This is a genomic window from Pedobacter ginsengisoli (assembly GCF_002736205.1).
GTDB lineage: Bacteria > Bacteroidota > Bacteroidia > Sphingobacteriales > Sphingobacteriaceae > Pedobacter > Pedobacter ginsengisoli_A.
This window is the reverse complement of record NZ_CP024091.1, coordinates 1,710,113-1,734,768: the sequence shown is the minus strand read 5'-3', so window position 1 is coordinate 1,734,768 and position 24,656 is coordinate 1,710,113. Positions and strand designations below refer to the sequence as shown.

Here is a 24,656-nt window from a genome sequence, read left to right as displayed (position 1 = left end):
AAGATGTATAATCAAACACAGCTACTCAATTCAACGTTAGATTATGAATGAACAGGTCCTGAGTCGCATCGATCGTGCAGTAGCAGACAACATCAAAGACATCCAGCGCTCTTTCGGTAGCCAGGCAGGTTTAGTTCAAGATTTCATCGTGTTCATTTCCCATCGCCTAAAAACAGATCTCTTCGGCTACACCAGGTTTACCCTTCAGGATTTTTGCAAACAAACTGGCCGCAACCGTCAGGATTTAGCCTTAATCCACCCCGATTTTATTTCAGGTAGGTTCAAACCTCCGGTAATTGAGGGCTTTGCTTTTCAGACAGTATTCGACTATGCCCTGTATTCCATGATGGAACGCAACATCATCTTTTCCTCACGTTACGAAGCGCGCGAAAAAGATTCAGTTTTGGTGATGCACAGCTTCTCTATTTTAAAGGATTTGCGTCTAAACTTCATGCGTACTTCTAAGGAACAGAAAGTTTACGAAGTCCGGCTCTCTGATGAACTACTTCAAGGATTTCTTAGCCGTTATTATACTGTTAACACCGAAAGCTATAGGCTAGTCGGTAAAGGAAGAGGTGGCGACAGCCGAAAAAAGCTTTTGCTCTACCTGTCCAAACTCAGCCATGTCGTACAAACCAATGGTCATTTAGAAACAGCAGTGCCACTAGACAGGCTATGCGACTTTGCCGACATCACAGATGCACGCCCATCCCATAAAAAACAAAACCTAACCCGGATATTCCATCACCTAAAAGAAATCGGGAAATTTGGGTTCAATTACGAATTTACCTCCAGAAATGGTTACATGGTAACACTGGTATTTGAACCTACCCTTTCCCGCCGTACCCTGCAAAACGAACACAACTTTTATTTCAGGCTATTTACAGGCCTTCATTCGGTATTTGAATGCCGGAAAGTTTTGCCTTCGGGTTCACTCGATAAAGATCCGTTCCAAGCATGGCTTGTAGACACTTGTGTTGATGTTGAGGCCAAGGGTCAATTGCTGGCACAGGCATATTATGCAGCTTTAGGGTTTGATGTCAGTATCCCACATGCTATTAATCTTGTCAGATCCGGACAATTAATCAACCAGAAATTATAAAAAAATTTTCTGTTGAGGTTTCATGGATATTTTGGCATTTGTACCCCAATATGGACTCTTTTGTATTTCCCGAATAAAGTCCAGTACAAACTCTTCGGTCATAAGATGCCGAATGATGTAACCAATAAATAAGTCAAACCTCTGTACGACAGCAAAGAGTTTGTCGGGTGTACGAACAGGCGGGTGGGAATACTTACTATCGACTTGAAAGCCCATCTTTTCTACGTCAAGTATCAAATGTACCGGATTGAATAACGATATCAAATGGCTATCCTTAAAATAGATTTTTTTTAACGCTTTGTTCTCCATATTCGTCCAGAACAACGGTATTGTCCCCGGGATACAGGGATCAAATTTTTTATCGACATGAAGTAATTGCCCAATGATCAAAGAATTTCTCTTTTCCTCAGACTTAACCAGCTTGGTAACGATCGTAGTGAACATCTTTTCAAGTTCTCTTTCTACTTCGTCAATCTCTCTGTTGAGAAGTTTATGGAACAAGCTTGCTTTTTTAAACCTGAAACAAAGAAATGCAAGTCCCGGACTCAGTTGTTTTGAAAGTTGTCCGTTAATTGGACATTCATCAATCAATTCTCCTATTTTGATTGCGTAAGACTCATTAACTATGGTACCATCGATTTTTGGATCCTTATCTTCTATACTAAGAAATTTTGAAATTCCAAGGATTTGACGTTCCCGGCGGTCTTTTGGCCTTTCTTCCATCAAACGTTGCTTGGCTTCTTTCTGATTTACCTTTTCGCGATCTATGATATAAAGCATGCCATTAAGTTTTTTTTCATCCACCTGCTTTGTTTTAAGTTCTCCGATTCGGGATATCTTTAATGTCCGCAGGTCGACAAAACTAAAATCGCCATACCTTAAAATATTGGTGATGCCATGGTATATGGGAAACTCCTTATTCAGGTGTTTGATATTTTTAACAAAAGCCAGCTCACCAAGTTCGCCCAAGCCAGAGGTATGGTTAATTACTACTTCATGGGATAAGTGCTCGTTTAAGAGATCATGTTCAAACTGATAAAAAAAATGAGCAAATGCATCGCCGAGATCTTTGGCGATATTTACCATTCGGTCAATAGCTTTCTTATATTTGGAAAGCGTTTGTAACTTATTTTTGAACCATTCAAATTGATATCTGGACTTATTTTTGACGTAAGCTTTTTCTTCAAGAATGATCATATCTCTCACTCGCTGAAGTTCAAAAATTGCGGTAGCAAGTTTGTCTTGAAAAGCCATTAACCGGACAGCACTTCCTTTGCCCATATTTCTGGTTTTCATGGTGATAAGTACGTCCCAACAGAATTCATAAGCTTCCTCAGCTTTTTTAAATTCGCTTCTTATAATTTTACTTGTAATACTCATAACATTGCCCTGAACAAATATACCGTTCTAGGTTTCTCTCCATGCCAATTGTTACTAACAATAAGCTATTTTAGGTAGGTACAATGTCGAAAGTTTCGGCATACTTGTCGGGTATTTTGATTTTAATGTCAGGTAATTCGATTTGGATGTCGAACAATTTGGTTTTGATGTCGGGCAACTCGATATCAATGTCACCTATTTCGGCCCCCATGTCGAACTTTTCGTCAAATCTCCATTGATGTCGGGTATTTCGTCACCAGATAACTCCTGCAGCTACCTGTAACATCATTCAATGTCGAACATTTCGACCAATACAATAAAATAGAATATACTTAATAAGGCACTCATTTCTGCTCTGCCTTATTCCTCTGCGCTTCCAGCTGAAAAACAAATTCAATATTATATGCTATCAAACTCTGTCAAGGCCCTTGAAATTAGGGAACAGGTTTCCATTATGGATTTTCTCAACCGGCTCGGTTTCCTTCCTCAAAGTAAATCTGCAAACGAATCAATATTCCTCAGTCCTCTCCGCGATTCAGATACCACACCATCATTTAGTGTCAACAATAAACTGGATGTGTGGTTCGATCATGGTATCGGTAAAGGCGGCAGCATTATTGATTTTGCCCTTCTTTACTGGAAAGGCCTTTCTTTTCCCGAAGTTATTCAAAAAATTCAGGACACCTGCAACCTCATAATCCCCGAAAACAACTCAACAAAACGTAGCTCAATTCGCAAACGGCTTAAACCCGCAATAAAAATCCCCAACTATAAGATCGAAACCATTAAGCCCTATGGCGGCAACGAAATCATTAATAGCTACCTCAATTCCCGTGGTGTATTAAAAGCTGCTGCCTACCATATCAGTGAAGTCTACTATTATGTGGAAGATGAAAAAAAGCTGCGTAAACACTTCTTTGCAGCAGGTTGGCAAAACGAACTTGGCGGCTGGGAAGTCCGTAACAAATATTTCAAAGGCTGTCTCGGCAAAAAAGCCATCACCTTCATCAATTGCGATCCGAAACACTTAGCAGTTTTCGAAGGCTTTTTCAACTTCCTAAGCTGGCTAACCGACAACCCTGATTCTACAAAAAGTATCATAGTCCTCAATTCCTTATCCTTGTTGGATTCAGGTATCCATAAAGCAAAACTATATTCACACATCGATCTTTACTTTGATCACGATAAATCAGGTTTCACCGCACTCCAAACATGGCTCAAAGCACTGCCCTACTCTGTCGATCGCTCTTCTATCTACGACGGCCATAATGACTACAACGACAAGCTCATTGGCAGCCTAAAGCAGAGTAAAAACTAGATTTCAAGAATATATTTTAGCTATAGCTCATGCGTTAAACAAATTCTTAATGTGGATTAATCGTGTTTTTTATATAGTTTATTCTTAATAAAAAAGAATTTTTAATTGATTTTAACGCACTTACCAAATTCCTTCAAATGAGCGATAAACTTTTGCCACCAATCATTACCGGACTTGTCACCATCTCCATTTTCTTATTCACTATCTGGAAGGATAAAATAAAAGACAACAGGAAAAGGCGGAAAGAAAATAGTCAGAAGAATGTATATCTTCTGAATCTTTTGCAAGACACAATCCAGCACATTGAAGGCCAAATACAGCATAATAAAGTGCTAATAAATGACCTCAGAGCTAGCCCAACATCAGCAAGCATACTAACTTATATGCCAATCAAATACCTTGACCGCTTATCAGCGGTTTTAGCTAACGACAGCTATTTTGCTGCATTCAATAATATTTATAGCAAAATTGACGAAGAAAAACGTATCAAAATTTACAATGATCTGGCGATAGATATAGATTTGTTTCATGGCTACATGACTGAATTATACATCTACATCGAAAAGGGGTCTGAATACTACGAAAACTTTAAAAGCAATTATTTTGAGGCCAGCAAGCTGTTAATAAGAAATCTCGGCGATCTTCATCTGAAAGTTTCGGGCCCAGATAGAAAAGATATGGATACTGAAGAACTGTCAAGCGTTTTAGACAAGTTTAATTATGAAGACATAATTAACGCGTTGAAAACACATGATATGATATATATGAATAAGCTAGTTGGTCAACTCCAACAAAAATTAGTTTCATTGCTAGTGCCTCTTTTTTTATATGAAAAATCTGTAACCTCACTTTGTACAGACTGCCAAAATGCGAACGAACAGTATCACGGACTTATCAATGGGAACAATAATCTGAGAGAAAGCGTGGAACAACTTAATATCACAATGCAGCATACCCTTACTGATTTTAAACAAAAGCTGAGCATGATGAAGGGAGCTCTTAAATAGTATCATAACATGTTTTGTTTGATAGAAAACATTCGATTAACGTTAGTTTTTGATACTGCTAAAGGGTTCATAGAAAATAATCATTTAAGATTTAGACAATACACTATTAACTTTATCTTTAATTCTTAGTATCTTTACACTATGTTATTAACTCACGTTAATTCCCAGGTGAATCTCAGTGCATTAGCGAAAATGGTGTCTAATGCGGGGCTACAACGCATGATGTTTGCTGATGATTTCAAAAAACAGGCGAAGCATCTCAAGCAGTTACTGCGTAAAAACGGTATCCAGGTTGAAAAGAAATCCTACGTTTCTGAGCTGATCGATATTTCCTATGATCATTTGTTGACTCATTACCGACATGAATATTTATATAAGGTTGCCTTGTTAAACAGCTATGTGTTTCATAACCATTGTCTTTCTGATACAATTTTACTAAACGAATTCAGGATAGGGAATTCCAAAGCGGACACTATAATAGTTAACGGAGCAAATAAGGTATTTGAAATTAAAACTGAATTGGATAGCCCTGAACGGCTTTGCACTCAGATTGATGACTATTACAAAGGTTTTTCAGAAGTGTATATTGTTATCCACCATTCTGAAATCGGCAAATACTTAAACTGTATTGACGAACATGTCGGCATCATGGTGTTTTCAAAAGACAATACTATTGAATTGTGTAAGGCTGCTCAAGTCTATAATGAGAAGTTGGACATTGTAGCAATGATAAAAGCTCTGCGAAAAGATGAATATTTGCAGTTGGTCTATAAAATGGCCGGAGAAATTCCAAAAGCAACTCCTGTACAGCTTTTTAAGGCCTGTATAAATATGCTCTCTAAATATCCAGTTCTGGAGGTACACGCTGAGTTTTTGAAAATCATCAAACAACGGATCAACCTGTGTACGAATGACTTGATACAGAAATCGGAATTACCGGCAGCACTTCGTTTATCCTGCTATTACTACAATCTGGATCAAAATGATTATATTAGCTTAGTGGATAAACTTAGTTACCAAATATAATTAACGCTATGTATTTACCGTATCTCAGAGGGAAGCAGTATGAACTGCTGGCTTTACGCGAGCTTTGTGCCTTACCGTTAGATAACACCAAAATTTTTCCGATTCTTGAGCCTATAAAAACGACTCTAAAAAGTATTGAGACAGCTTTAGTTGCCCTCAAACGAATCGGCATTCAAATGCAATTAATTGTCAACCCAGAGCACGGGGAGTTGAAAGGAAATGGGAATGTGGTTCTAGATTTTATCGATCATATACGATCTCTGGGCGTGGATAACGTGATCCCTACCTACATGATTTTAAGTGACCGGGACTTTGCTTATTTTGAATCCACAGCTACCGCCCGCGGCTATCTTGAATCTGGCTACTCTCTTGTGCATCTCAATCAGATCAGCAATGTAACTGCGCTTAAGGCATTGGTGAATAACAGTGCGATCAGATTTAATATCATTCATGTCACGCACCAAATGTCACTAAAACGTGGTTTTACAAATGGAGAACTGACACTGCTTAGCGACCCATTCAATAAACAGAAACGTAATTCTGATTATATCAGCGTTACTGATGAGTTTTTCTCCAACGACTACTTGTATTATGCTGATGAAAAATTTGCTGCCTTTTCAGATTACCTGACAATTGGCTCCGAATTTATTGAGGGTGGAATGCTTCCATATGCGGTGGCTATCCACCTTACTTATGTTCACAAAGACTCCGGAGAAATTTGGATCAGACATTTTATATCAGACAGCAACGAGGACTATAGTGATACTCCCGGCAAATTCGGTGAGGCTTTGGATAAACTCATTGAGTTTATCGATGCTGAAGGTTTACATACCATGGCCTGCGAGCAATTCCGAGATTATCATTCCCGTGGGGCCTTTCCAGGCCTCGGAGTAGTGAAAAAGCTCTCCATTATGCACCACATTCAGCTCATTCAGGAACTCATCTAATTTAGGATGGTTTGCTGTACGAACTGCTTTTCCGATCAAGGATTGAAAAAGCGAATTGAGGCATTGTCCACTAAAAAAGGCAATTGCAATTTCTGTGACTCCAAAGGAGTTATTGTGATTACCTGCGCCGAACTCAACACGGAGTTTGAACAACTGTTTGATATGTATATGCCTAACCCAAATGCTGAGAAATCACTGGGTCATGATAAGCCTGTATTGATTCATGAACATCTGGTAGAATACTGGCCAAGATTATTTAATGCAGCTAATCTGTCAACAAAAGATGTGTTGCACCTTGTAAATCAAATTGGACGTGGCTGGGATAATTATAGTGATGAGTTCTTCGAGACACCAATAGAATTCGGGACGCTCCTTGATTCTGCTGTAGGGGTTGGTGAAGATCTCCAGTTACAATGGGATATGTTTTCTGATGAAATTAAAACCCGTAATCGCTTTTTTATAGGTGAAAAGATTGATACTGATCGACTGGAAAGCGTTTTTGAACGCTTGGCCATCTACTATCCAGCCGACACTTATTTTTATAGGGCGCGGATTTCTGATCATCAATTACCTCCTTCTGAACTTGGTAAACCACCGCAAAACCATACCACCCCTGGCAGGGCAAATCCTATTGGAATACCTTATCTCTATATATCAGAAAGTAAAGAGACGACTCTTTATGAAACCCGGGTGGCTCTTCATGAGGGTATAACAGTAGGCAAATTCGTCACAACAGAAACCATAAATGTGGTCTCATTGAAAAACATAGCAGATTACGGCCCTTTTGAAATACTGGATCGTGGCTTTGACCTCGAAGAATTTATTCTTGTCAGGCCATATTTGATGCGATTGGAACATGAACTTTCCAAGCCTGTCAGAAAATTGGATGTACATTTGGACTATCTTCCGACACAATATCTCTGTGAATTTATCAAATCGCTAGGTTTTGACGGTGTGGAGTATAAAAGTGCGATGAACTCCCAAGGTTATAACCTAGCAATTTTTAAAGATAGGAAACTAGAGTGCATCGAATCAGCTTATCATCGTGTGACTAACTTAACTTACGACTGGGACCCTAAATAGGTGCATAGTAGTTTGTGATATTTACTGAATCCATGTGCGTTTCATAGAAAGCAGCTTCCAGGCATTATTCTCTAACTTCAGAAAGGCCTCACCTCCTTCATAGATCATGCCGTAATAGACTTTGACATACTTCAAGTCTTTATCAAAAACGATACTGCTAATGGTCGGATAAGAGGGGTATTGCCAGTAGCCTCCCCAATGCCCGTAAAAGATCTTAATATAATTTTGCAGGAACTTTTGCCTATCCGCACTTTCGTCTTTGGCTTGGGCAGTATTCATAATTCCTCCAGTGGCAAAAGGCACATGTTTATTACCTAGGAAATTATCCAGAAGTGCCTTATATTTATCACTGAGGTATAAGGGGGTACCTTTGGTACCAACGATATTAGGCCGAAAATCTGTTACCGAATCTATTAACGTTCTACCCTTATCGTCCCACTCCGGCCTGTTATTAGGCCCATATGCATTTACAAAATATTTATCACCGGATTCAATAGAAGCGATCCATTTTTCATGATATTTCCGTTCAACATTTTTCTTAATGCTATCAATCGCATATGCTTTGGCTTCTTCATCTGTATAAAACACCTTTTCTTTCTGGTAGATCTTAAATTTGTCCTGGATGATCAGATAATTAAACCCTTCATAGATCTTATTGCCAAATTCCGATCCTCCCCGACCGCCTAAGTCATGAGGGTTATAAAAAGCTTCAAAAACCTGGTAGGCCTGCTGAACCGGATTACTCATCTTCGATCGCTGTTCCGGAGTCGCTGGAGGAAGATCCTTAGCCCAGTCATCAAAAAATGCTTTGAGCTTTACAGTTGATTTTTTCTGATAGGCCTTTTCAAGCTGCTTAGCCGTCTGTGCCTTGGTTTGCCCAAGAAAAATTAAAAGCAATAGTGAGACAAGAGCGTATATCTTTTTCATGTATGTTATAATTTGGTCAGCAACAAATTACGAACTTAATCTCAAAACGCCTTAATACCACGTGGTACTATTTCACCACAATTCATTAATTTTGCTTAAATTCATACACGAATTAATCTTAATGCGCCATGCAAGAAATTCCTTTAGAAGAGTTAATTACAAAGGGTGAGATGTCTAAATTGCCCTTTGACATGACTTTAGCGGAGCGCATCAGATGGCAGTTAGAGTTGCAGGAGGACGCAAAAGAATACCTTTTCTCTATTGGCCAGCCTCTTGTTTATAAAAAAAACGGGCAGATGATTGCTGAACATGCAGACGGTCGCATCATAGTCATTCGCTAGTATCTTCCATATACAGGATTCCAAGGCTAGGTAACCGGTATCTCGTTTATAATAAGAATTCTGCATGAAGAGTATATATAATGGGACTATATATTATTGTCTTTGAAGTTTGTTTTTCAAATTATTCTTTCATTAATTTATGTAAGAATAACTGTAGCAGCTCTCCATTTATAATTTAAAAATGCAAACCTCAGAAAAATTTCTATATCACTCTTTCCCTCGGCCCCAAAATGGTCATTCTGATGATCAAAAGGCTTTGAAAATTCTTGAATCCATTTTCCAGTCGGGATTACTCTTAACACCAGAAATCTATAAATTCAGTGAAGAACTCAATGATGGCAGTGGTGGACCTGAAAAAATAGTAGTTCAAAATCGTTTATGCTTCACGCAGATTGGAGAAGATGAATTAAGTAATCATGCAAAATTTTTTGGTAATGTCTCTCTAGAATTTGAGGTGAGTCAATTACAACAAGCGCACGTTTGTCCCGTTTTCTATTTGCCTCAAGATTCAAAAGACCTAATTTGGAGGGGAGCGTTTGGATCGCTGCTTTCCAGACTTGCCGAGACACATCAACTTTTGGAAAGGCTTCAGAAGTTTTTCGAATACTCCAGTAATCACAGTAATTCTGAGGAATTTCTCATTCTTACTAATAAGGGAGACTCGTTTCCTACAGATATTAAAATAAAAGATCTACACTTCCTTCTCTCAATGTTAAATGATGGTAGCCAGCCATTCAGTGAACAGCTTGGAGCTATTAAGGGACTTTCAAATTTATTCTATCCTATTGAAAACACTAAATACACAGATAAGCTAGGATATTATATGCAGAGAGAATGGCGGATGATAAGTAATATAAAATACAGAAATAAGTCATTGGTTAATGACCTTACAACTGAAGAGAAAGATAGGCTACTTGAATTGGACAAGAAATACTTCGATAAAGAAGTTATTATTCCTACGGGAACATTCAAGAGAATCGATCTTTGCAGATTTCTACGAACGATCAACGGTAAACCAATAACAGAATTGATCAAACGGATCTTTGTACCTAATTCCATTCTTTCAGAAACTAGAGACCTGCTAAAAAAATACGATTTAGAAATAGAGCTTTGTACTTCTCATTAGCCTAACAGACCTAAATTATTAAGTAACCTAAATATATTTGAGATTAGTAACCGGAATTGGAAATTCATTTCATGAATTTATTCCAGCTGCGTCCCTTTGGAACCGTGCTGCAAAGTAAAAACAAACCGTTTGCTTATCAGCACGCTGCTTTGAATTTTACTTTGCAAGATGTCTTTTTGTCCGACAGAAATCCCTTCGGAATACTTGCCAGTCAAAAGTGATCTTGCCTTAAACAACTACCTCCTTGCAGTCGTCCCTGATTAAGGAGTTAAGTCTACTCGCAACTCCCAGACTTTTATGAAAGAGAAATATAAACTGCTCAAAGGTAGGCCGTCAATGAAAGTTGGTAAACGTACCCGAAAGATCGATGTGCGTTTTACGGAAGAAGAATTTGCGCTTATCCTGGAAATGGAAAAGATTTTAGGCCTTAAGCGTACTGATTTGATACGGACGCGGGTCTTGCAGTCCTCAAAGGTCATAATCAATGCAAGAGAATTCATTGTTCAACTCGATCAGCTCGGCACTGAGCTGGGGCGCATCGGAAACAACATCAACCAGCTTGCGCGATATGCCAATACTCTAAATAAACGGTCTTTGCTCTCTCCACAAATTATTGAGCGTTACAATGTGCTTCTGGCAGAGTTTATCAAGATTGAGCATCAATTAGAAATAACCTTACGCAAGGTCATTAGGTCAATGACTAAATAATTCATGAACTCAACTGTTCGTAAATTCAAGGAATCAATATTTCCTTCGCGAATTTATGTGAACCGATAACCCCGTTACTTCAAAAGTAATTAAATATTGAATTTATAGTGAAACAACACTTGGTTTTATCCATAATACTAGTTTAACTTAGGCGAACAAATTTAAAATTGTGGAAAACACTATCTTTTTCGGAAACGGTATCAATAGACTTATTCAAAGTAATATCTCTTGGGCTGGATTACTTGATAAAATCAAGGCTGGCAAAAAATTTGAAGATAATAATCTGCCAAATACGATGATCTATGAAAGGATCGTATTACAAAAGATTAACAAGCATGATAATATTCTTGATGATGAATATGAAGTTAAAGTTGAAATAGCCAATCTGTTGGAAAATATTGAAGCTAATGATATTTATAGAGACCTTTTTCTCCTCAATGTAGAGAATTATATCACCACTAATTATGACTATGGCTTTATAACTAGTATCAAGTCCCTTCCAGAGGTAACCCTTCCAATTGCTGAATACAGCACCGAAGATGTTTATAGCATAAGGCGTTTGAAAAAAATATCTAATACCATGGAGAAAAAAAAGCATTTTTGGCAAATCCACGGTGAAATCAGAAGGCCTGCTACCATTATGCTCGGATTGGATCAATATTGTGGAGCATTGGGTAAAACAGAATCATATGTAAAAGGCACATACTCTTATCAGGTAGATGGTGAGCCAGTTAAAGAACTTACTATTGAGCAAAAATTCGAAACCGGTGGATTTAATGGCTCATCATGGATAGAACTGATCTTTACAGCAAACATCCACATTATGGGATTTACTTTTGACTTTAGTGAAGTAGATCTTTGGTGGATATTAACACGTAGAGCACGAATGAAGAAAAGTCCCCACAGCAAATCTCTTATTAAAAACCGGATAGATTATTACTGTGATAAGATAGATGATCAAAAAAAATCTCTGCTGGAAAGTTTATTTGTAAACGTCCATATCAATCCCTTATCTGGTAACTCAGATCAATATATCTCACATTATAGGGAATTGATACAAGTAATCAAAAGGAAACTTTAGTTCGCCGTTTCTCAAATTTTATTGTTCACTTTTACGTTCATTAATACGTGGTTCTTGAACTTCCTAGGGCAATAATTCCTTTAATCAAAGCAAACGCTTTCTGATGATTGTGAAATTCCTGGCTAAAAGCAAAACCTTTAAGGGAATCCGTTACAATACCAACAAGGTGGACAAAAATAAAGGGGAACTCATGAAAATCTCAGGCTTTGGGCCGCTGCAAGGCATATCCAATCTGAAACCGCAGGATTATGTTAACTACCTGGCCTTGATCTCGGCCAGAAATAAACGGGTTCAATATCCGCAGTTACACACCATTATTTCCGCAAAAGGAAAAAGTGCCGGCAAGGAAGAATTAACCGCAATAGCTTCCGCCTGGCTCGAAAAAATGGGTTACGGCAAACAGCCTTACCTCATTGTTTTTCATGGCGACACCAATAACCACCATGTGCACATTGTCTCTACACGGATAGATAAGGCCTCAGGGAAAAAGATCAATAGTGCATTTGAGAAAATCAGAGCCATGACAGCAATCAGTCAGGTAATGCAACGGGACGAGAAACTGACTGCAAAAACTGATCTGGAGAAAGCATTGGCATTTAACTTTTCAACCAAACCTCAGTTCATGATGATCCTGGAAAGCAAAGGCTATACCCTTATCGAAGAGAAGGGTAAATTTGAGCTAATCAAATTCGGCCGGAAGCTACTCGAAATCGATGTATCGGAAATAAGGGAACGGATATCGAATTACCAATCTCCTGAAAAGCGGGCAAAACAGATCACGGCATTGCTGTATGAATACCGCTCAACTTATTCGGGTGTCCTACGGGCAGAATCATTACCCTTGCCTGGTGGCGGATTTAAAGAGAAGCCTGGCTATACCTCCGATCTCGCCATATTCATGAAACAAAAATTTGGGATCCAGCTGATATTTCATGGTGTGCAGGGCATGCCTGCTTATGGATACACTGTACTGGATTATTCGCAGGGTAATGCGTTTAAAGGTAGTGAACTGATGGACTTAGATGTGCTCACTCAAGACCTGAATTTAGCGCTCCAACAGCCATTACCACAAAGGTCAGATCTAACCAAAAACATACCTTTTAAGCCGCACGAGCAGATAGATGAATTCATGCCGCTTGCCTTCAATGGCTCATTCAGTCCACAGGAAACTTTCATTCCCTATGAAGCTCCTATTGATATAAATATATCAGACGACATTGACGATGAAGCAATCCACGGCCGGAATCGTCACCGTAAGCGACAGGCAAGAACAAATACGCGATGAGAATTACTGATTTTGCTACCTCGAGAGAAACACAAGCTGGGAAACTGAAAATATACATACGGAATTGAATATGATTTTCTCAGAGACTACCCATCGAATCAGGATGACCCTGTACTGGAAGAAATAATTAGCTAGAAGTATTAGAGGCTTTTTTTGATAGGTCGGAATATCCGTTTCAGTAGACTAGGCTTTTTGATGCAGACCTCACCCATTGGCGCTTCAACGAGCATTATTGCAATGAACTTGTCAGACACGATACGGACTTCCTGTTCAAAGTTCATATACCCAACATATGAGACCATCAACACAGGACTAACACCCTTATCCAAATTGATTTGGAAATTGCCTTTACTATCGGAGTACGATTTTATCTCGGTGCCCTTTATTCTTACTTCCGCTCCCGGTATTACTTCCTTTGTAGTCTTATCCAAAACAATACCGTTTATTGTTCGTATACTATCCACTAGCAGTCTTTGCTTTTCAAAGGCTTTAGTGGGTGATGTGCGCTTACTTACCGGGGCTGCTTCTATTGTTTGCTTTTGCGTTACAGAACTGGAGGAGGCTTTCAGCGTGAAAGGGAACAACAGAACTGAGGCGGTAAGGATCTTGATTCTCACCATATCCCATACGCTCACTTTCGGTTCCGCCTGTACAACCAGCTGACTCTTGAGAAACCTTCCGCATACTTTTTCATTCTGGTGCAGCAGAAACCACTCTTGTATCGCTTTCTCATTGAAATCAGTAAAATCAGTGACCTTTTTTTGGCAGGATGTACAGTATTTTCCTCCTGCTACTTGCGTCATGCCGGCCCAGTTCTCTGAGCAGCTTTTGGGTATACTGATTTCTAAGCGCTTATTCATCAAATGAATTTAAACTAATATTTCGACATTTTCACTATGATCATCTTAATCGGAAACCAGAAAGGTGGTGCAGGTAAAAGCACACTTAGCCTCTTACTGGCAAACTATTTACTTGTCATTAGTTGTCGTAATTATGCGGTAGTTTTCAGTGATTACTTCCCGATGCAGAAAGTAAATTGATACTGATTAATAGACAGTTAAGATGATTTAGGTACAAAAAAGGTACAAAACACATTAATGATATTACTTCATTCTATTAAAGTAATCGTTAAATGTTTCCATTGGCAGATTATTTATAGACTCATTTACGAATTCGAGTCCAACATGACTTAATTCTCCAATCTTTTTAAATGGCCCCCATTCTTCGGGTTTGATAAATCTTCCTAAAACAAGATAGCTGTTTTCAAATTTAAAATCGAATGTGGACTTAAAATGAGATTCGTCCATTAAAACATTAACATTATTGTAATCGCTATGGGTTATCATTGCACCGATGAAATCTTTATCAGAATTCCCATCAATAAATATAATTGGGTGAAACCCATTATTTCTATCGCAAATGTTAGCTTTTAATATATCTCCTGACTGAAATTGGCTTGAGTTCATAGGTTAATTGTCTTAAAAATTAATCGTTTAAAATTGTTCTATATCAACAACATTCTTATTCCCAAACCAACTTCTAACATTTGCTAAAGCATCATCTTCAATTTTAGATAACATTAAAACAACTAAATTTTCTTTGGCTCTTGAACACTCAACGTAAAAAAGATTACGAGTTCTTAACGACCTTTCAGGCTTTTCGTCACAATTATTAAAGAAATTATTAAAATTATATTCTTGCTTCCATTCAGTGTCATCAATCACAGTTAATACATTTCTATATTCATCTCCTTTTGTTCCATGTTTAGTTGAGAAAACTGTTTCATTTTGAATATGTTTCCAAAAGTTCATAATTTCACTATATGAAAGATTTATAAACGACTCATAAAAGGATTTGTCCTTTTCAATTTTTTCTTTGATTTCTGGATCAAAGCCTTCCAAATCTTGATAAATACGAGAAATAAATTCTTCATAATTTTTAGAATAAACAATCCCTTTTTGCAAAACAACATCCAATACTTCTTTCACTGTTTTATTGTTTCTATTATTGGATAAATCATCTAATATATCAGATATTTCTTTTTTCTTTGGATGCTGAAATTCATGTAAAGCAGTTCCATTTCTTCTTAAAAATCTAATCGCTTTATTATGATTATTTTCCAACCAGTAAGTCATCAGATGTTCTAAACCAATCTCCCTTTCTTGAGAAGTCTTTTTATCAATATATCCTGTAAACAACTTAATTAGAAAATGATTTCTATCTAAAAGTCGTTCTTTCGTTGATTGACCATATCGTTCAGAATAAATTTTATATAATTTCAAAAATCCAGCCCTATCTGCAATTCTACTGTTAGCTAACACTAAAATCTTATCTAAATTATTGCTACTGAAATCCCAGCCCAACCCAATCAATTTATGATTGACTTCCTCATAAAAATCATTTTTAAACTTTTTTAAGGAATCTTCAAACTCTCTAACCTTTTGTTTGGGTTCTTTTTCAGGATGATTTCCCCAATAAATAAATTTTATAGATCCGTCTACATCCCTTTTGGGTTCTTGTTTAATATTTGTTCTAAAGTTATTAAGTAGATCAACCACAGCTCTTGACGATCTATAATTTTCTTCTTTTTTGATTAACCTAAGTACTTTATTTTCTCCTTCATAATAATTTTCAAGACTTCCGATTCCAGTATCGTAAATTTTTTGATGAGAGTCGCCATAAAATCCAAGGATTATCTTGTCTTTATTACGCATTAATAAACAATCTATTAAAGCTTCAATTGTTTCTATTGAAGTATCCTGATACTCATCAATTAAAATATATGGAAATTTCTGAGCGATAATAGAGGTTAATAATGGATATTCTTTAAAAAGCATTTTTGACAACTCAATCACGTCGTCATGATGAAGTTCACCTTTTTCAAAATCACGAAAAGAAGAATCGTTGTAAAAAACTTCACTAACTAAATTAATCCGCTCATTCAGATTTTTAATGTATTTTGTTTCCTTACCTTTAGTTTCATCAATTTTTAATCTTATTTCATTAAGTTTACAAAGTTGAATTTTCAATTGCTTCTGAAACTGTTTGATAGACTGCCATAAGAACTCATGAATTGTAGAAACCTCAACTAAGTCATTATATTCAATCCGTTTAATGATTTCGTTTTTAGCAACATTCGTGTAAGTAATGCAAACTATATTTTGTTTTTTAGTATGTAATACCTCTCCTTTAGTTTCTATTAAATAATTCAGGGTTTGAATTAATGCATAAGTTTTTCCAGAACCTGCACCAGCCTCCACCACAAAGCTTGAATTAACTTCAATACATTGCTTTATTTGCTCAAATGCCTCCATCTTAATCAACTTTTACTGTTAATAAATGTTCGTTTTTTGACAACCATTCTAAACCTTCTTTTATGTACTTTGGCACTTTCCATTCAAGATTAGTTCCCTTTTCATCAAAAGTCATTAAATCAAATGTAAAATCTGTCTTTTGTTTTGAAGAAGGGTCTACATCAGATTGATCTCTACTTGTATCCATATAGATCAATTCATCTATGTTCTTCAACTTTTGAAAAGAAAAAGATTTATAAACCTCTTTTTCTATTTCATCTTCGAGTAAATATTTACTTTTAAAAAATGTTTGATTACAATTAATTATGGCATTCTCTAGACTTCTTGGCACAAAATCTCCATCATCTTCTTTAATTTGAAAAGCTACTCTAATAATTTTAGATTCATCTAGTTTTTCATCAAAAGTCAAGGCCAATAATTCAGAAATTTTTGTTTTTTGAGGTAACCAGGTTGACAATGTTGAATTACTTGTGTTTGCCATCTCTTTTAGTACGTGACAAGATTTATTCGTCATTGCGTCCACAGAATCAATGTCAGTTATTACCAAAACCTTTGTATTTAAAAACTTAAAAAATTCTTTAAATTTATGGGTATATGCTCCTCCAACTTCAATTATGGATACATATTCATTTTCAAGTTGTTTAGCTACTTTTCTAATAAATAATGGCATTAATATTTTTTCTGTGATTCCCTCAACCATAATAACTTTATCTGCAAAAAACAAATCGCATTTATGCAGATTTAAATATTGTTTTAAAAATCGAAAAGTATCTTTATCTGTTTCCTTATGCTTAAATTCATTAAAATCTTTTACCTCAACAATTGTTCTATCTTCTTTTTTATATTTATTGAAATATCGTATTCTTTCAAAGCTTCGTTTGACATTTAAACCTGCTTCGGCAATCATATGAGATGAATGAGTGCTAATAATTAATTGTACTTGAATACTATCCTCAATTAAAGCCTTAGAAATTGTTTCTCTTATTTGCTCTACAAAAACTTGTTGCATTTGGGGATGTAAATGCGCTTCAGGCTCTTCTATTAAAATTGTCAGAATTTCAGTTGCATTTTTTTCTTTGTTTTTTTTGAAATTTTCAATAAAGGCTACAATTTTTAAAACAAGAAATATTAGGTTGCTATAACCTAATCCATTGTAATTTTCTGGCAGTTCTATATCACCACTTTTGTAATAGTACTTTATGTTATTTCGAATAATTGATTCAGGATCAAATTTTGATTTCAGTATGATCTCAGGAATATTAATATCCTTATCAATACCAAAAGACTTCAATTTCTCAAGAATTTTTTCAAGAACCTTTTCATACTTGCCATCTAAAACAGTAGAAACACTTTTCAGCGTATCTTTCAAACTTTCTACATCTGCATTATTATCTCCATGAATGTTTTGATAGTAGTCAGAAAATCCAAGTGCCAAAGATCTGTTTTTATCCATTTTTGTATCATCAAGTTTTCTTGATGCTTGGATTGTCTCAAAATTTATTACAGAAAGTATTTTCGTTAAAACATGATCTTCTATTAAGTTTTCACCACCAAAAACATGGAGTGTGTAGAAAGATGATATATTCTCATTTAACCACTCTATTAGTTCAACGTCCTTATTGGGTCTATTATGGAATGACCTAAACAAATTAATTGTTTCTTTAGGTTCGTATTTAAAAAGAATTGTAGCATCTGATTTCGTATCATCTAAATCGGAAATAAAATCACTTATATTAATTAAAGAATCTTTCACCTTATCATATTCAACTTGAATACTTAAAGTGATCTTAGGTATATCATTAATCAAAGACTTTTCAATTTCATCTTTTTTATCATCCTCAATTTCAACTAACAATTCATTTTGAAATTTTGCATCGCATAATTTAAAAACATCATGACTATTTAAAGAGAAATCATGAAATGATATCCTATTCTTGGTGTCAAAAAATAGATTTATAACTTCAAATAATGACGTTTTACCTGTGTTATTTTTTCCTACTATTAAGGTTATGTCATCTTCTATGTTGATTGTAATATTTTCCAGCAATCTAAAATTGGTGACAGTGAGTTGCGTTATTTTCATATTCCTATTTAGTTAGGTTTTTGTTGAATTTATATAATATTAAAGCCAGTTTATTGATTTTTCAAAAAACTAGACAGTTTTGAAGAATACGGTCTAAAAATCTTTTCTAGTTTTTCGATATTTATAGACATATAGGTTATCATTTCATGCCAATTATCTTTTTCAAAAATACTTACCCCATTCAACTGACATTTAATTCTTGCCGAAACCCGATCATCCATTCTCTCCCAAATCAATTCCTGCCCAAAAAGACTTTCAATTTCTATCTTGTGTTTAAAATAGAAATCAAATACTTTCTTGTTTTCGTCCTTCTCTCCTCTATTTATATAAATTTCAACTCTTGCATAGTTTTTCGAGATTACACTATTTATTCCAACCCCAGTGATGCCTATGCCAATTCCTATCCAGTTATCCTTGCTTGGTGACGAGTTTTTAAATAATAAATTCCGTTCGTTATTATATTTTATATACTCACTCCAAAAATCTAGGCGTATATGATGCCTTGACTTTAAAACTTCTTGTGAACTAATATCCTCCTGGGTTTTTTCTGCCATTCCAATAGTAAAATCTTCCGTTCCTTGGATTGGAAGTATTTGTTCTACAGTTAAAAACCAGTGTTCGCCTAATACAAAAGGAGTTGCCTTAAAGCATTGAATTCTAATTTTATAGTTCATCAACCATAACACCGTTGATGTGACTTCTTTCCTGAATTTGCCTGCAACCATAATGATGCGCTGACCTGCACCCATATTTAAGCTAATTTCTTCGTATTCTTTTTCAAAAAATTCAGCTAGTTTTTCTTCGGCACTATCGGTACTCAATGACTTTTTCAAATATTCTTGAAAGATGTTCCTAATTTGTTCTTTTGTCAAGCTAGAACAATATGATGCGTACTTTAATGCTTGCCATGTAACATCTCTTCCACTATCATCTAGTTTATTTTCTATAACTACAATTATACCCTGTTTATCTAAAGCTAATAAATCAAGTCTTTCGTTAGTATCATTAAAACCATTGAATTCTTTTTGAATGATTAATAAATCTTCTCCCAGTGCTTGAGGATTAGAGGCTATCCATTCTTGTAAATGATTACGTTCTTTAACTCCTAATTGGCTTAGTTTCTTCTCTTCTAATTTTTTTATACTGGTTTTATCGGGATTTATTAGATACATTTTATGAGCGTATTTAAATATTATTTTCTAGGACAATTAACTTTTATATCAGCGTTTGAGGTTTAGTTATTCATACTATTCTCTACTATACCTATTTCTTCATCAGTTAAATCGTATAGTTTATAGACCATGGCATCTATTTCCTTGTCAGTTTGATTAATTTCGGCTTTAGTTGCTACCAATTTGTGAGCTTCTTTGGTAAAATAATCTTCCCACTCAGCTTCTTGTGAAAGTGTAAGTTTTATCTTTTGTTTGCCTAATTCCTTTATAAAATCAGCATAAGGTAACAAATACCAATCTTGTAATTTTTTAGGTAAAGCTTCTAGGTCAAACTTTCGTTGCAATATTCTTTGAAACTTTTGTGATTGTTCTTGTAGCTCTCTATTTAATAATAACATCAAATCAGCTTTTTCTGCTAAAGGAATATTATAAGATATTACATTTTTAGCAATAGGAAGATTACGAACATCACCCACCAATATTTTAGGTATAGATGTTTCCGCATTTGCTTTGGGATTCACTTTTAAATGAAACCAAGTCATTAGCCTCGAATTTATTAATGGTAGGATTGATTTTAAATCAAGAGAATTATCTCTACTAATAATATTGATAATTGAAGGTGTATTATAAAATTCTTTTTCCAAATAAACAGATGATAATTTGTACTTATTTCCTCTCGTAATCTCCATAATAATAATTCTAGAACTATTAAAAAATTTTGGATTTACATAAGACGCAATATGACTACCATATTTTACATATTGAAATGATTCTTTATATGTATATCTTCCAATATCTTGCCCTTGAATTTCTTGTTTCCATTCATCGCCTTTTTTTTCAAATGAGTGCCAAAGTCTACCATCTACAATTCTATTGCCCTCAAATTCTCCGAAATTCTTAATTAAATCACTTCTTCTATAAGGAATATAGCCTTGTGATATTTCACAAAAATCATTTAATGTGAAAGACAAATCCTTAATTTTATTTATTAGTGTAATATCAACAGATGAATTATTAAGATTAATTTGTAAATCTTGATTGTTTAAAATATCCGTCAAACCTATTTCATTAGAAATAACAACTTCCTGATTTTGTATTTTACCGCTTTTTATAATTTGAGTAGGTATGTTTTTTGTCATTAACAAAATTACAGTATCTAAGTCCGCTGATTCAAAAACCTTTGTTGGCAAATCAACCAATGTTTCAATATTAAAACCAAGTATGAATTCTCTTAATTTTCGATGTTGTTGGATGCTTAAAAAAGTATAAGGAATTATATAACCTAACTTACCATTCAATTTTGTTATACCAATTCCTTTTTCTATAAAAATCGCATAAGTATCTAATTTGTATGATGCTGTATTATAGTTTTTAGTGTAAAAATTTTGTTCTTTTTTAGTTATAAATGCGCCATAAGGCGGATTCCCAATAATAACATCAAAACCACCATTCGCGAATATTTTAGGAAAAGCAGTTTGCCAGTTAAATGCTTTTTCTCCAGCAATTGCAACATCATCAATTAAAGAGTTTCCACATTTAATATTATTGTTAAGATCATTTAATTTTCGATTAGGCTTTGCGGTGCGCAACCATAATGACAGTTTAGCAATTTCAACACTTTCTTCATTCAAATCAACGCCAAAAAGATTATTTTCCAAAATGCTTTTCTCTATATCACTTAAGACCAATGCCTCGCCAAGAAGTTTGGCTTGAAGTTCGTCTATGTAGCGGTGTTCCGCAATTAAAAAGTCTAAAGCTTCATTCAAAAAAGCCCCGCTACCACATGCTGGATCGCAAATAGTAACTTGAAGAAGCCAATTTCGGTAATTGGTTAGTTTTTCAAATAAAGGTTTTTTCGTTATTATGTTTCTTTTTTTGTCAGTAAAATAATCTTCTTCAATTATTTTAAATTCAGCTTTTTTACTAGTACACATTTTACCAATAGTATTGTCAACTATGTATTTGGTTATGTATTTAGGTGTGTAAAAAATACCGTCTTTTTTTCTTTTGGTGCTTGCTTTTTCAATTAATGTTCCTTCTAGCTGTGCTTTTATTTCATCTAATTCATTTAATGAATTTTCGAAAATGTGACCTAAAATATTTACATCTATTTCACTTGCAAAATCGTACTTTGATAGTTTTTGGGTATGACTAAATAGTAATTCATCATCAATATTAATTGCATCTAGTATATCATCAGGATGAAATAATCCACCATTATAGGCAAATATTTGATGTTCTTCTTTCTCATGAGCTGCTGTTTGTGAAAAAGCTGGAAGTACAACTTTGGCTCCCTGATTTAAGTCATGAAAATATGTTTTGTAGCGATCATAAAGCGAAATGTTCACTCGCATTTCTTGGAGTTGTCGCCATTCTTTATTAATTCTAAAGATTAAGTTTGTCGGCAATAAATTTCGGTCTTCTGCAAAGAAGATAAATAGAAATCTATCAAGTAGCTTTTGTGATTTTTGAAATAATTCTAAGGCATCAAAACTAGGATTCAAAGCCACTAGATTTTGATGTAATTCTCTTTTAAAAAGGGAATAATCCGTATATAAATATTTTGTAATATTTTTCTCTTCAGTAGCTGATTGTTCTTTTAGTTTCTTTGGGATATCTTTATTAATATTATCGTAGGCCAAACACAGATAGAGTAATTCAAATTCTTTCTCTGTAAGCCGAAATAAGTTGAACTCTAGGAATTCAGTTGCATTGTCTATATAAAATCTTAACTTTTCAAAGTTAGAGGTTATCACATAAACGCAGTCGGGCTGATTATTTTTATAGCCGAATGCTTGCACTTCTATTTTTCCTAAATCGGTGGTGTTAGTTCCTTTTAACTCGATAACAGCCCTTACTTTATCATTTACCAGTATAGCTCCATCTGCTTTTTTACTGTCTTTTACATTCTTATGCTCTGTTGTTAAAGTATAATTGGGATTAGGATTCTTTATATAGCCAAAAACATTTACAAATAAGTCGATTAGAAATTCTCCCTGGTATTGCTCTTCTTTACTATTACGGATATTGTTTTGGATATCAAGATTTTGAAAGTGGTTTTTAAACACTTTCCATTGCAAATTTAGTTTCGTTTTATCTTGATCTTGTAATTGTTTTCTAATTACCGAATTTTGAAATAATGGCATAAAGCGTTGCTACGGGATATTTTAGTTTTAACCTTTTAAAGTTAGATTAGTTGAATATGCTAAAAATAAGTATATAATACTTGATTTGGGCAATGATTTACTTAACTATTTGACTTAAGAAGCAATCATATGTAAAAAAAACAAATCTATATAGTTACCATAATAACATACCGACCGACACAAGTATAGTTAACGACCATTAGCTATCGTTAATCGCTATTTTGTAAAACCATAATAGTATTTCGACCGATACAGGTATAAGTGATAGCCTAAGAATGACATAAAACTCAATTTAGCAAAGAGTATTATAACGCATAGCTATATTTTTATAGCAAAGTGAAATTAAAATATAGCAAAACTATATTTAGAGAATACAGTGTAAATTCAAGTAGATATTTATCTACTGTTTTTACGGTACATCATTAGACATCTCCACTACAGTCAGTTCAAAAAGTCTTATTTAATTATACTCCAAAGCAATTAATTCTAAAATTGGACACAATTAAGCTAATTTTGCCAATCCTTTGAACTATTACATAAAAGTGAATGAATAACAAGTTAATAGAGTTTTGGCCACTTTGGTTGTTATTGTTTTTGGCTATAATAATCAAAATTATTCGTCCGCTAATTAAAGGTATCGTTGGTGAAATAACTGTTGCCTTCTTTCTAAAATTTCTTAGCAAGAAAGATTATAGAGTGATGCACAATGTTACACTATATGGCAATGGCTACAAATCCCAAATTGATCATATCATCGTTTCAAAATTTGGTGTATTTGTTATTGAAACAAAGAATTACAAAGGTTGGATAATGGGTAGTGAACACGCACAATATTGGACACAGGTTATTTATAAAAGTAAGAAAAGGCTATACAACCCTATCTTACAAAATCACGGCCATGTTAAAGCTTTAAAAAATACTTTATCAAACCACCCAAATATTAAATACATTCCTATTGTGGTGTTTACTTGGAAGTCGACACTTAAAATAAGTACATCTTCAGAAGTTATCAAAATTTTTAGCCTACTTAAAACCATAAAACGGCATAAGCAGCATATCCTAACCGATTTATTAAAAGATGAAATATTCGAAATCATAAAATCGAACAACCGAAGAAAACCAAAACAACAAAATCAACAGTATAAAGTCTATGAAAATGGTCACAACAACATACTAAATTCAGAGAGATGCCCCTATTGTTCAGGAACACTTGTGATAAAGAACGGTAGGTACGGTGAGTTTAAAGGTTGTAGCGAATACCCCAGATGTAGGTACACCAAAGCTACTTTATAGCAAAACTTTATTTTTTAAAAAAAATGATGTTGCTTTTTAAATTACAGCAAAAAGAAAAAATCAACTTAAAGCAAATGAGTAGCATTTGGATTTGATTTCCATAACTCATAATCCCAAGGATAGGCACAATCCAGCGGATCAGTTTCTTCCTCTATGACAGGGCGTGTTTGCCCATCGGCTAGAAGCCACTTTCTAAATAGTTCTTGTTCGTGTTGTGATAGTTCGCTTATACGAATGTAGGCAACAGAACCATTGTTCTTGATGTTTAGTGTTTCAGGCATACTCAAAAATAAGAATTAATAACCTCTTTTTTTAAA

Annotated in this window: 23 protein-coding genes; 13 read left to right on the top strand and 10 right to left on the bottom strand. The window is 34.9% G+C overall.

The features are described from left to right. Window positions 1-43: 43 nt before the first annotated feature. A complete protein-coding gene (locus CPT03_RS07080; RefSeq protein WP_099438191.1) occupies window positions 44-1,102 on the top strand; it encodes a hypothetical protein in 1,059 nt (352 codons plus the stop codon). Here the strand turns inward: CPT03_RS07080 and CPT03_RS07075 are convergent. Beyond that, window positions 1,097-2,482: a hypothetical protein gene (locus CPT03_RS07075; RefSeq protein WP_099438190.1), complete on the bottom strand. Its 1,386-nt coding sequence runs from the start codon at window positions 2,480-2,482 to the stop codon at window positions 1,097-1,099. The genes CPT03_RS07080 and CPT03_RS07075 overlap by 6 nt on opposite strands. A 70-nt stretch (window positions 2,483-2,552) precedes the next feature. Then, window positions 2,553-2,693, bottom strand: coding sequence for a hypothetical protein (locus tag CPT03_RS22770; protein ID WP_157766373.1), 141 nt, complete (start codon window positions 2,691-2,693; stop codon window positions 2,553-2,555). Between the two features lie 192 nt (window positions 2,694-2,885). Here CPT03_RS22770 and CPT03_RS07070 point away from each other — a divergent pair, with 192 nt between their 5' ends. From CPT03_RS07070 to CPT03_RS07050, 5 genes are all read left to right on the top strand, one after another. Continuing rightward, a complete protein-coding gene (locus tag CPT03_RS07070; protein WP_157766372.1) occupies window positions 2,886-3,800 on the top strand; it encodes a toprim domain-containing protein in 915 nt (304 codons plus the stop codon). Between the two features lie 137 nt (window positions 3,801-3,937). Then, complete coding sequence (locus CPT03_RS07065; protein WP_099438188.1) at window positions 3,938-4,807, top strand: hypothetical protein; 870 nt, start codon at window positions 3,938-3,940, stop codon at window positions 4,805-4,807. A 141-nt stretch (window positions 4,808-4,948) separates the two neighbouring features. Beyond that, entirely contained in the window at window positions 4,949-5,833 is an 885-nt protein-coding gene (locus tag CPT03_RS07060; protein ID WP_099438187.1) for a sce7726 family protein, read from the top strand. Window positions 5,834-5,841: 8 nt separating this feature from the next. Continuing rightward, complete coding sequence (locus CPT03_RS07055) at window positions 5,842-6,780, top strand: sce7725 family protein (protein ID WP_099438186.1); 939 nt, start codon at window positions 5,842-5,844, stop codon at window positions 6,778-6,780. 42 nt (window positions 6,781-6,822) lie between these two features. Further along, window positions 6,823-7,863, top strand: a complete 1,041-nt coding sequence (locus CPT03_RS07050; RefSeq protein WP_157766371.1) for an RES family NAD+ phosphorylase — start codon at window positions 6,823-6,825, stop codon at window positions 7,861-7,863. 21 nt (window positions 7,864-7,884) lie between these two features. Here the strand turns inward: CPT03_RS07050 and CPT03_RS07045 are convergent, their stop codons facing one another. Beyond that, entirely contained in the window at window positions 7,885-8,790 is a 906-nt protein-coding gene (locus CPT03_RS07045) for a hypothetical protein (protein ID WP_099438184.1), read from the bottom strand. Window positions 8,791-8,918: 128 nt separating this feature from the next. On the opposite strand from CPT03_RS07045, the gene CPT03_RS07040 reads away from it, so the two are divergent. From CPT03_RS07040 to CPT03_RS07020, 5 genes are all read left to right on the top strand, one after another. After that, the gene (locus CPT03_RS07040; protein WP_099438183.1) at window positions 8,919-9,131 is read left to right on the top strand and encodes a hypothetical protein; all 213 of its coding nucleotides are present in this window, start codon (window positions 8,919-8,921) and stop codon (window positions 9,129-9,131) included. 181 nt (window positions 9,132-9,312) lie between these two features. Continuing rightward, window positions 9,313-10,257 carry an abortive infection system antitoxin AbiGi family protein gene (locus tag CPT03_RS07035; RefSeq protein ID WP_099438182.1) on the top strand — a complete coding sequence of 315 codons (945 nt, stop codon included), beginning with the start codon at window positions 9,313-9,315 and terminating at the stop codon, window positions 10,255-10,257. 297 nt (window positions 10,258-10,554) lie between these two features. Beyond that, complete coding sequence (locus CPT03_RS07030; RefSeq protein WP_099438181.1) at window positions 10,555-10,965, top strand: plasmid mobilization protein; 411 nt, start codon at window positions 10,555-10,557, stop codon at window positions 10,963-10,965. A gap of 169 nt (window positions 10,966-11,134) precedes the next feature. Further along, window positions 11,135-12,046 (top strand): SIR2 family protein, encoded by a 912-nt coding sequence (locus CPT03_RS07025; protein WP_099438180.1) that lies wholly within the window; start codon window positions 11,135-11,137, stop codon window positions 12,044-12,046. A gap of 103 nt (window positions 12,047-12,149) precedes the next feature. Next, the gene (locus tag CPT03_RS07020; RefSeq protein WP_099438179.1) at window positions 12,150-13,331 is read left to right on the top strand and encodes a relaxase/mobilization nuclease domain-containing protein; all 1,182 of its coding nucleotides are present in this window, start codon (window positions 12,150-12,152) and stop codon (window positions 13,329-13,331) included. 140 nt (window positions 13,332-13,471) lie between these two features. On the opposite strand, the gene CPT03_RS07015 is transcribed toward CPT03_RS07020, so the two are convergent. Further along, the gene (locus CPT03_RS07015; RefSeq protein WP_099438178.1) at window positions 13,472-14,191 is read right to left on the bottom strand and encodes a carboxypeptidase-like regulatory domain-containing protein; all 720 of its coding nucleotides are present in this window, start codon (window positions 14,189-14,191) and stop codon (window positions 13,472-13,474) included. 36 nt (window positions 14,192-14,227) lie between these two features. Between CPT03_RS07015 and CPT03_RS23055 the strand changes: the two genes are divergently transcribed. Beyond that, window positions 14,228-14,371, top strand: coding sequence for a hypothetical protein (locus CPT03_RS23055; protein WP_245869996.1), 144 nt, complete (start codon window positions 14,228-14,230; stop codon window positions 14,369-14,371). A 63-nt stretch (window positions 14,372-14,434) separates the two neighbouring features. Here CPT03_RS23055 and CPT03_RS07010 read toward each other — a convergent pair whose 3' ends face one another. From CPT03_RS07010 to CPT03_RS06990, 5 genes are all read right to left on the bottom strand, one after another. Beyond that, entirely contained in the window at window positions 14,435-14,797 is a 363-nt protein-coding gene (locus CPT03_RS07010; RefSeq protein ID WP_099438177.1) for a hypothetical protein, read from the bottom strand. Window positions 14,798-14,824: 27 nt separating this feature from the next. After that, entirely contained in the window at window positions 14,825-16,645 is a 1,821-nt protein-coding gene (locus CPT03_RS07005) for a UvrD-helicase domain-containing protein (protein WP_099438176.1), read from the bottom strand. A 1-nt stretch (window position 16,646) separates the two neighbouring features. Continuing rightward, window positions 16,647-18,728, bottom strand: coding sequence for an ATP-dependent nuclease (locus CPT03_RS07000; RefSeq protein ID WP_099438175.1), 2,082 nt, complete (start codon window positions 18,726-18,728; stop codon window positions 16,647-16,649). Window positions 18,729-18,778: 50 nt separating this feature from the next. Then, window positions 18,779-19,900 (bottom strand): DUF4268 domain-containing protein, encoded by a 1,122-nt coding sequence (locus tag CPT03_RS06995; protein WP_099438174.1) that lies wholly within the window; start codon window positions 19,898-19,900, stop codon window positions 18,779-18,781. 62 nt (window positions 19,901-19,962) lie between these two features. Next, window positions 19,963-23,046 (bottom strand): Eco57I restriction-modification methylase domain-containing protein, encoded by a 3,084-nt coding sequence (locus tag CPT03_RS06990; RefSeq protein WP_099438173.1) that lies wholly within the window; start codon window positions 23,044-23,046, stop codon window positions 19,963-19,965. A gap of 546 nt (window positions 23,047-23,592) precedes the next feature. Here CPT03_RS06990 and CPT03_RS06985 point away from each other — a divergent pair. Then, complete coding sequence (locus CPT03_RS06985; RefSeq protein ID WP_099441036.1) at window positions 23,593-24,339, top strand: NERD domain-containing protein; 747 nt, start codon at window positions 23,593-23,595, stop codon at window positions 24,337-24,339. Between the two features lie 65 nt (window positions 24,340-24,404). Here CPT03_RS06985 and CPT03_RS06980 read toward each other — a convergent pair whose 3' ends face one another. Next, window positions 24,405-24,620, bottom strand: a complete 216-nt coding sequence (locus tag CPT03_RS06980) for a hypothetical protein (RefSeq protein WP_099438172.1) — start codon at window positions 24,618-24,620, stop codon at window positions 24,405-24,407. Window positions 24,621-24,656 lie beyond the last annotated feature (36 nt).

Excerpts from the sequence above, each read along its gene's own strand:
- CPT03_RS07040 (WP_099438183.1), top strand. The coding sequence starts at position 8,919 with ATGCAAGAAATTCCTTTAGAAGAGTTAATTACAAAGGGTGAGATGTCT.
- CPT03_RS07035 (WP_099438182.1), top strand. The coding sequence starts at position 9,313 with ATGCAAACCTCAGAAAAATTTCTATATCACTCTTTCCCTCGGCCCCAA.
- CPT03_RS07060 (WP_099438187.1), top strand. The coding sequence starts at position 4,949 with ATGTTATTAACTCACGTTAATTCCCAGGTGAATCTCAGTGCATTAGCG.
- CPT03_RS07020 (WP_099438179.1), top strand. The coding sequence starts at position 12,150 with ATGATTGTGAAATTCCTGGCTAAAAGCAAAACCTTTAAGGGAATCCGT.
- CPT03_RS07010 (WP_099438177.1), bottom strand. The coding sequence starts at position 14,797 with ATGAACTCAAGCCAATTTCAGTCAGGAGATATATTAAAAGCTAACATT.
- CPT03_RS07015 (WP_099438178.1), bottom strand. The coding sequence starts at position 14,191 with ATGAATAAGCGCTTAGAAATCAGTATACCCAAAAGCTGCTCAGAGAAC.
- CPT03_RS07075 (WP_099438190.1), bottom strand. The coding sequence starts at position 2,482 with ATGAGTATTACAAGTAAAATTATAAGAAGCGAATTTAAAAAAGCTGAG.
- CPT03_RS06995 (WP_099438174.1), bottom strand. The coding sequence starts at position 19,900 with ATGTATCTAATAAATCCCGATAAAACCAGTATAAAAAAATTAGAAGAG.
- CPT03_RS06985 (WP_099441036.1), top strand. The coding sequence starts at position 23,593 with ATGAATAACAAGTTAATAGAGTTTTGGCCACTTTGGTTGTTATTGTTT.
- CPT03_RS07045 (WP_099438184.1), bottom strand. The coding sequence starts at position 8,790 with ATGAAAAAGATATACGCTCTTGTCTCACTATTGCTTTTAATTTTTCTT.
- CPT03_RS06990 (WP_099438173.1), bottom strand. The coding sequence starts at position 23,046 with ATGCCATTATTTCAAAATTCGGTAATTAGAAAACAATTACAAGATCAA.
- CPT03_RS22770 (WP_157766373.1), bottom strand. The coding sequence starts at position 2,693 with ATGGGGGCCGAAATAGGTGACATTGATATCGAGTTGCCCGACATCAAA.
- CPT03_RS06980 (WP_099438172.1), bottom strand. The coding sequence starts at position 24,620 with ATGCCTGAAACACTAAACATCAAGAACAATGGTTCTGTTGCCTACATT.
- CPT03_RS07030 (WP_099438181.1), top strand. The coding sequence starts at position 10,555 with ATGAAAGAGAAATATAAACTGCTCAAAGGTAGGCCGTCAATGAAAGTT.
- CPT03_RS07070 (WP_157766372.1), top strand. The coding sequence starts at position 2,886 with ATGCTATCAAACTCTGTCAAGGCCCTTGAAATTAGGGAACAGGTTTCC.
- CPT03_RS07005 (WP_099438176.1), bottom strand. The coding sequence starts at position 16,645 with ATGGAGGCATTTGAGCAAATAAAGCAATGTATTGAAGTTAATTCAAGC.
- CPT03_RS23055 (WP_245869996.1), top strand. The coding sequence starts at position 14,228 with ATGATCATCTTAATCGGAAACCAGAAAGGTGGTGCAGGTAAAAGCACA.
- CPT03_RS07065 (WP_099438188.1), top strand. The coding sequence starts at position 3,938 with ATGAGCGATAAACTTTTGCCACCAATCATTACCGGACTTGTCACCATC.
- CPT03_RS07080 (WP_099438191.1), top strand. The coding sequence starts at position 44 with ATGAATGAACAGGTCCTGAGTCGCATCGATCGTGCAGTAGCAGACAAC.
- CPT03_RS07055 (WP_099438186.1), top strand. The coding sequence starts at position 5,842 with ATGTATTTACCGTATCTCAGAGGGAAGCAGTATGAACTGCTGGCTTTA.
- CPT03_RS07000 (WP_099438175.1), bottom strand. The coding sequence starts at position 18,728 with ATGAAAATAACGCAACTCACTGTCACCAATTTTAGATTGCTGGAAAAT.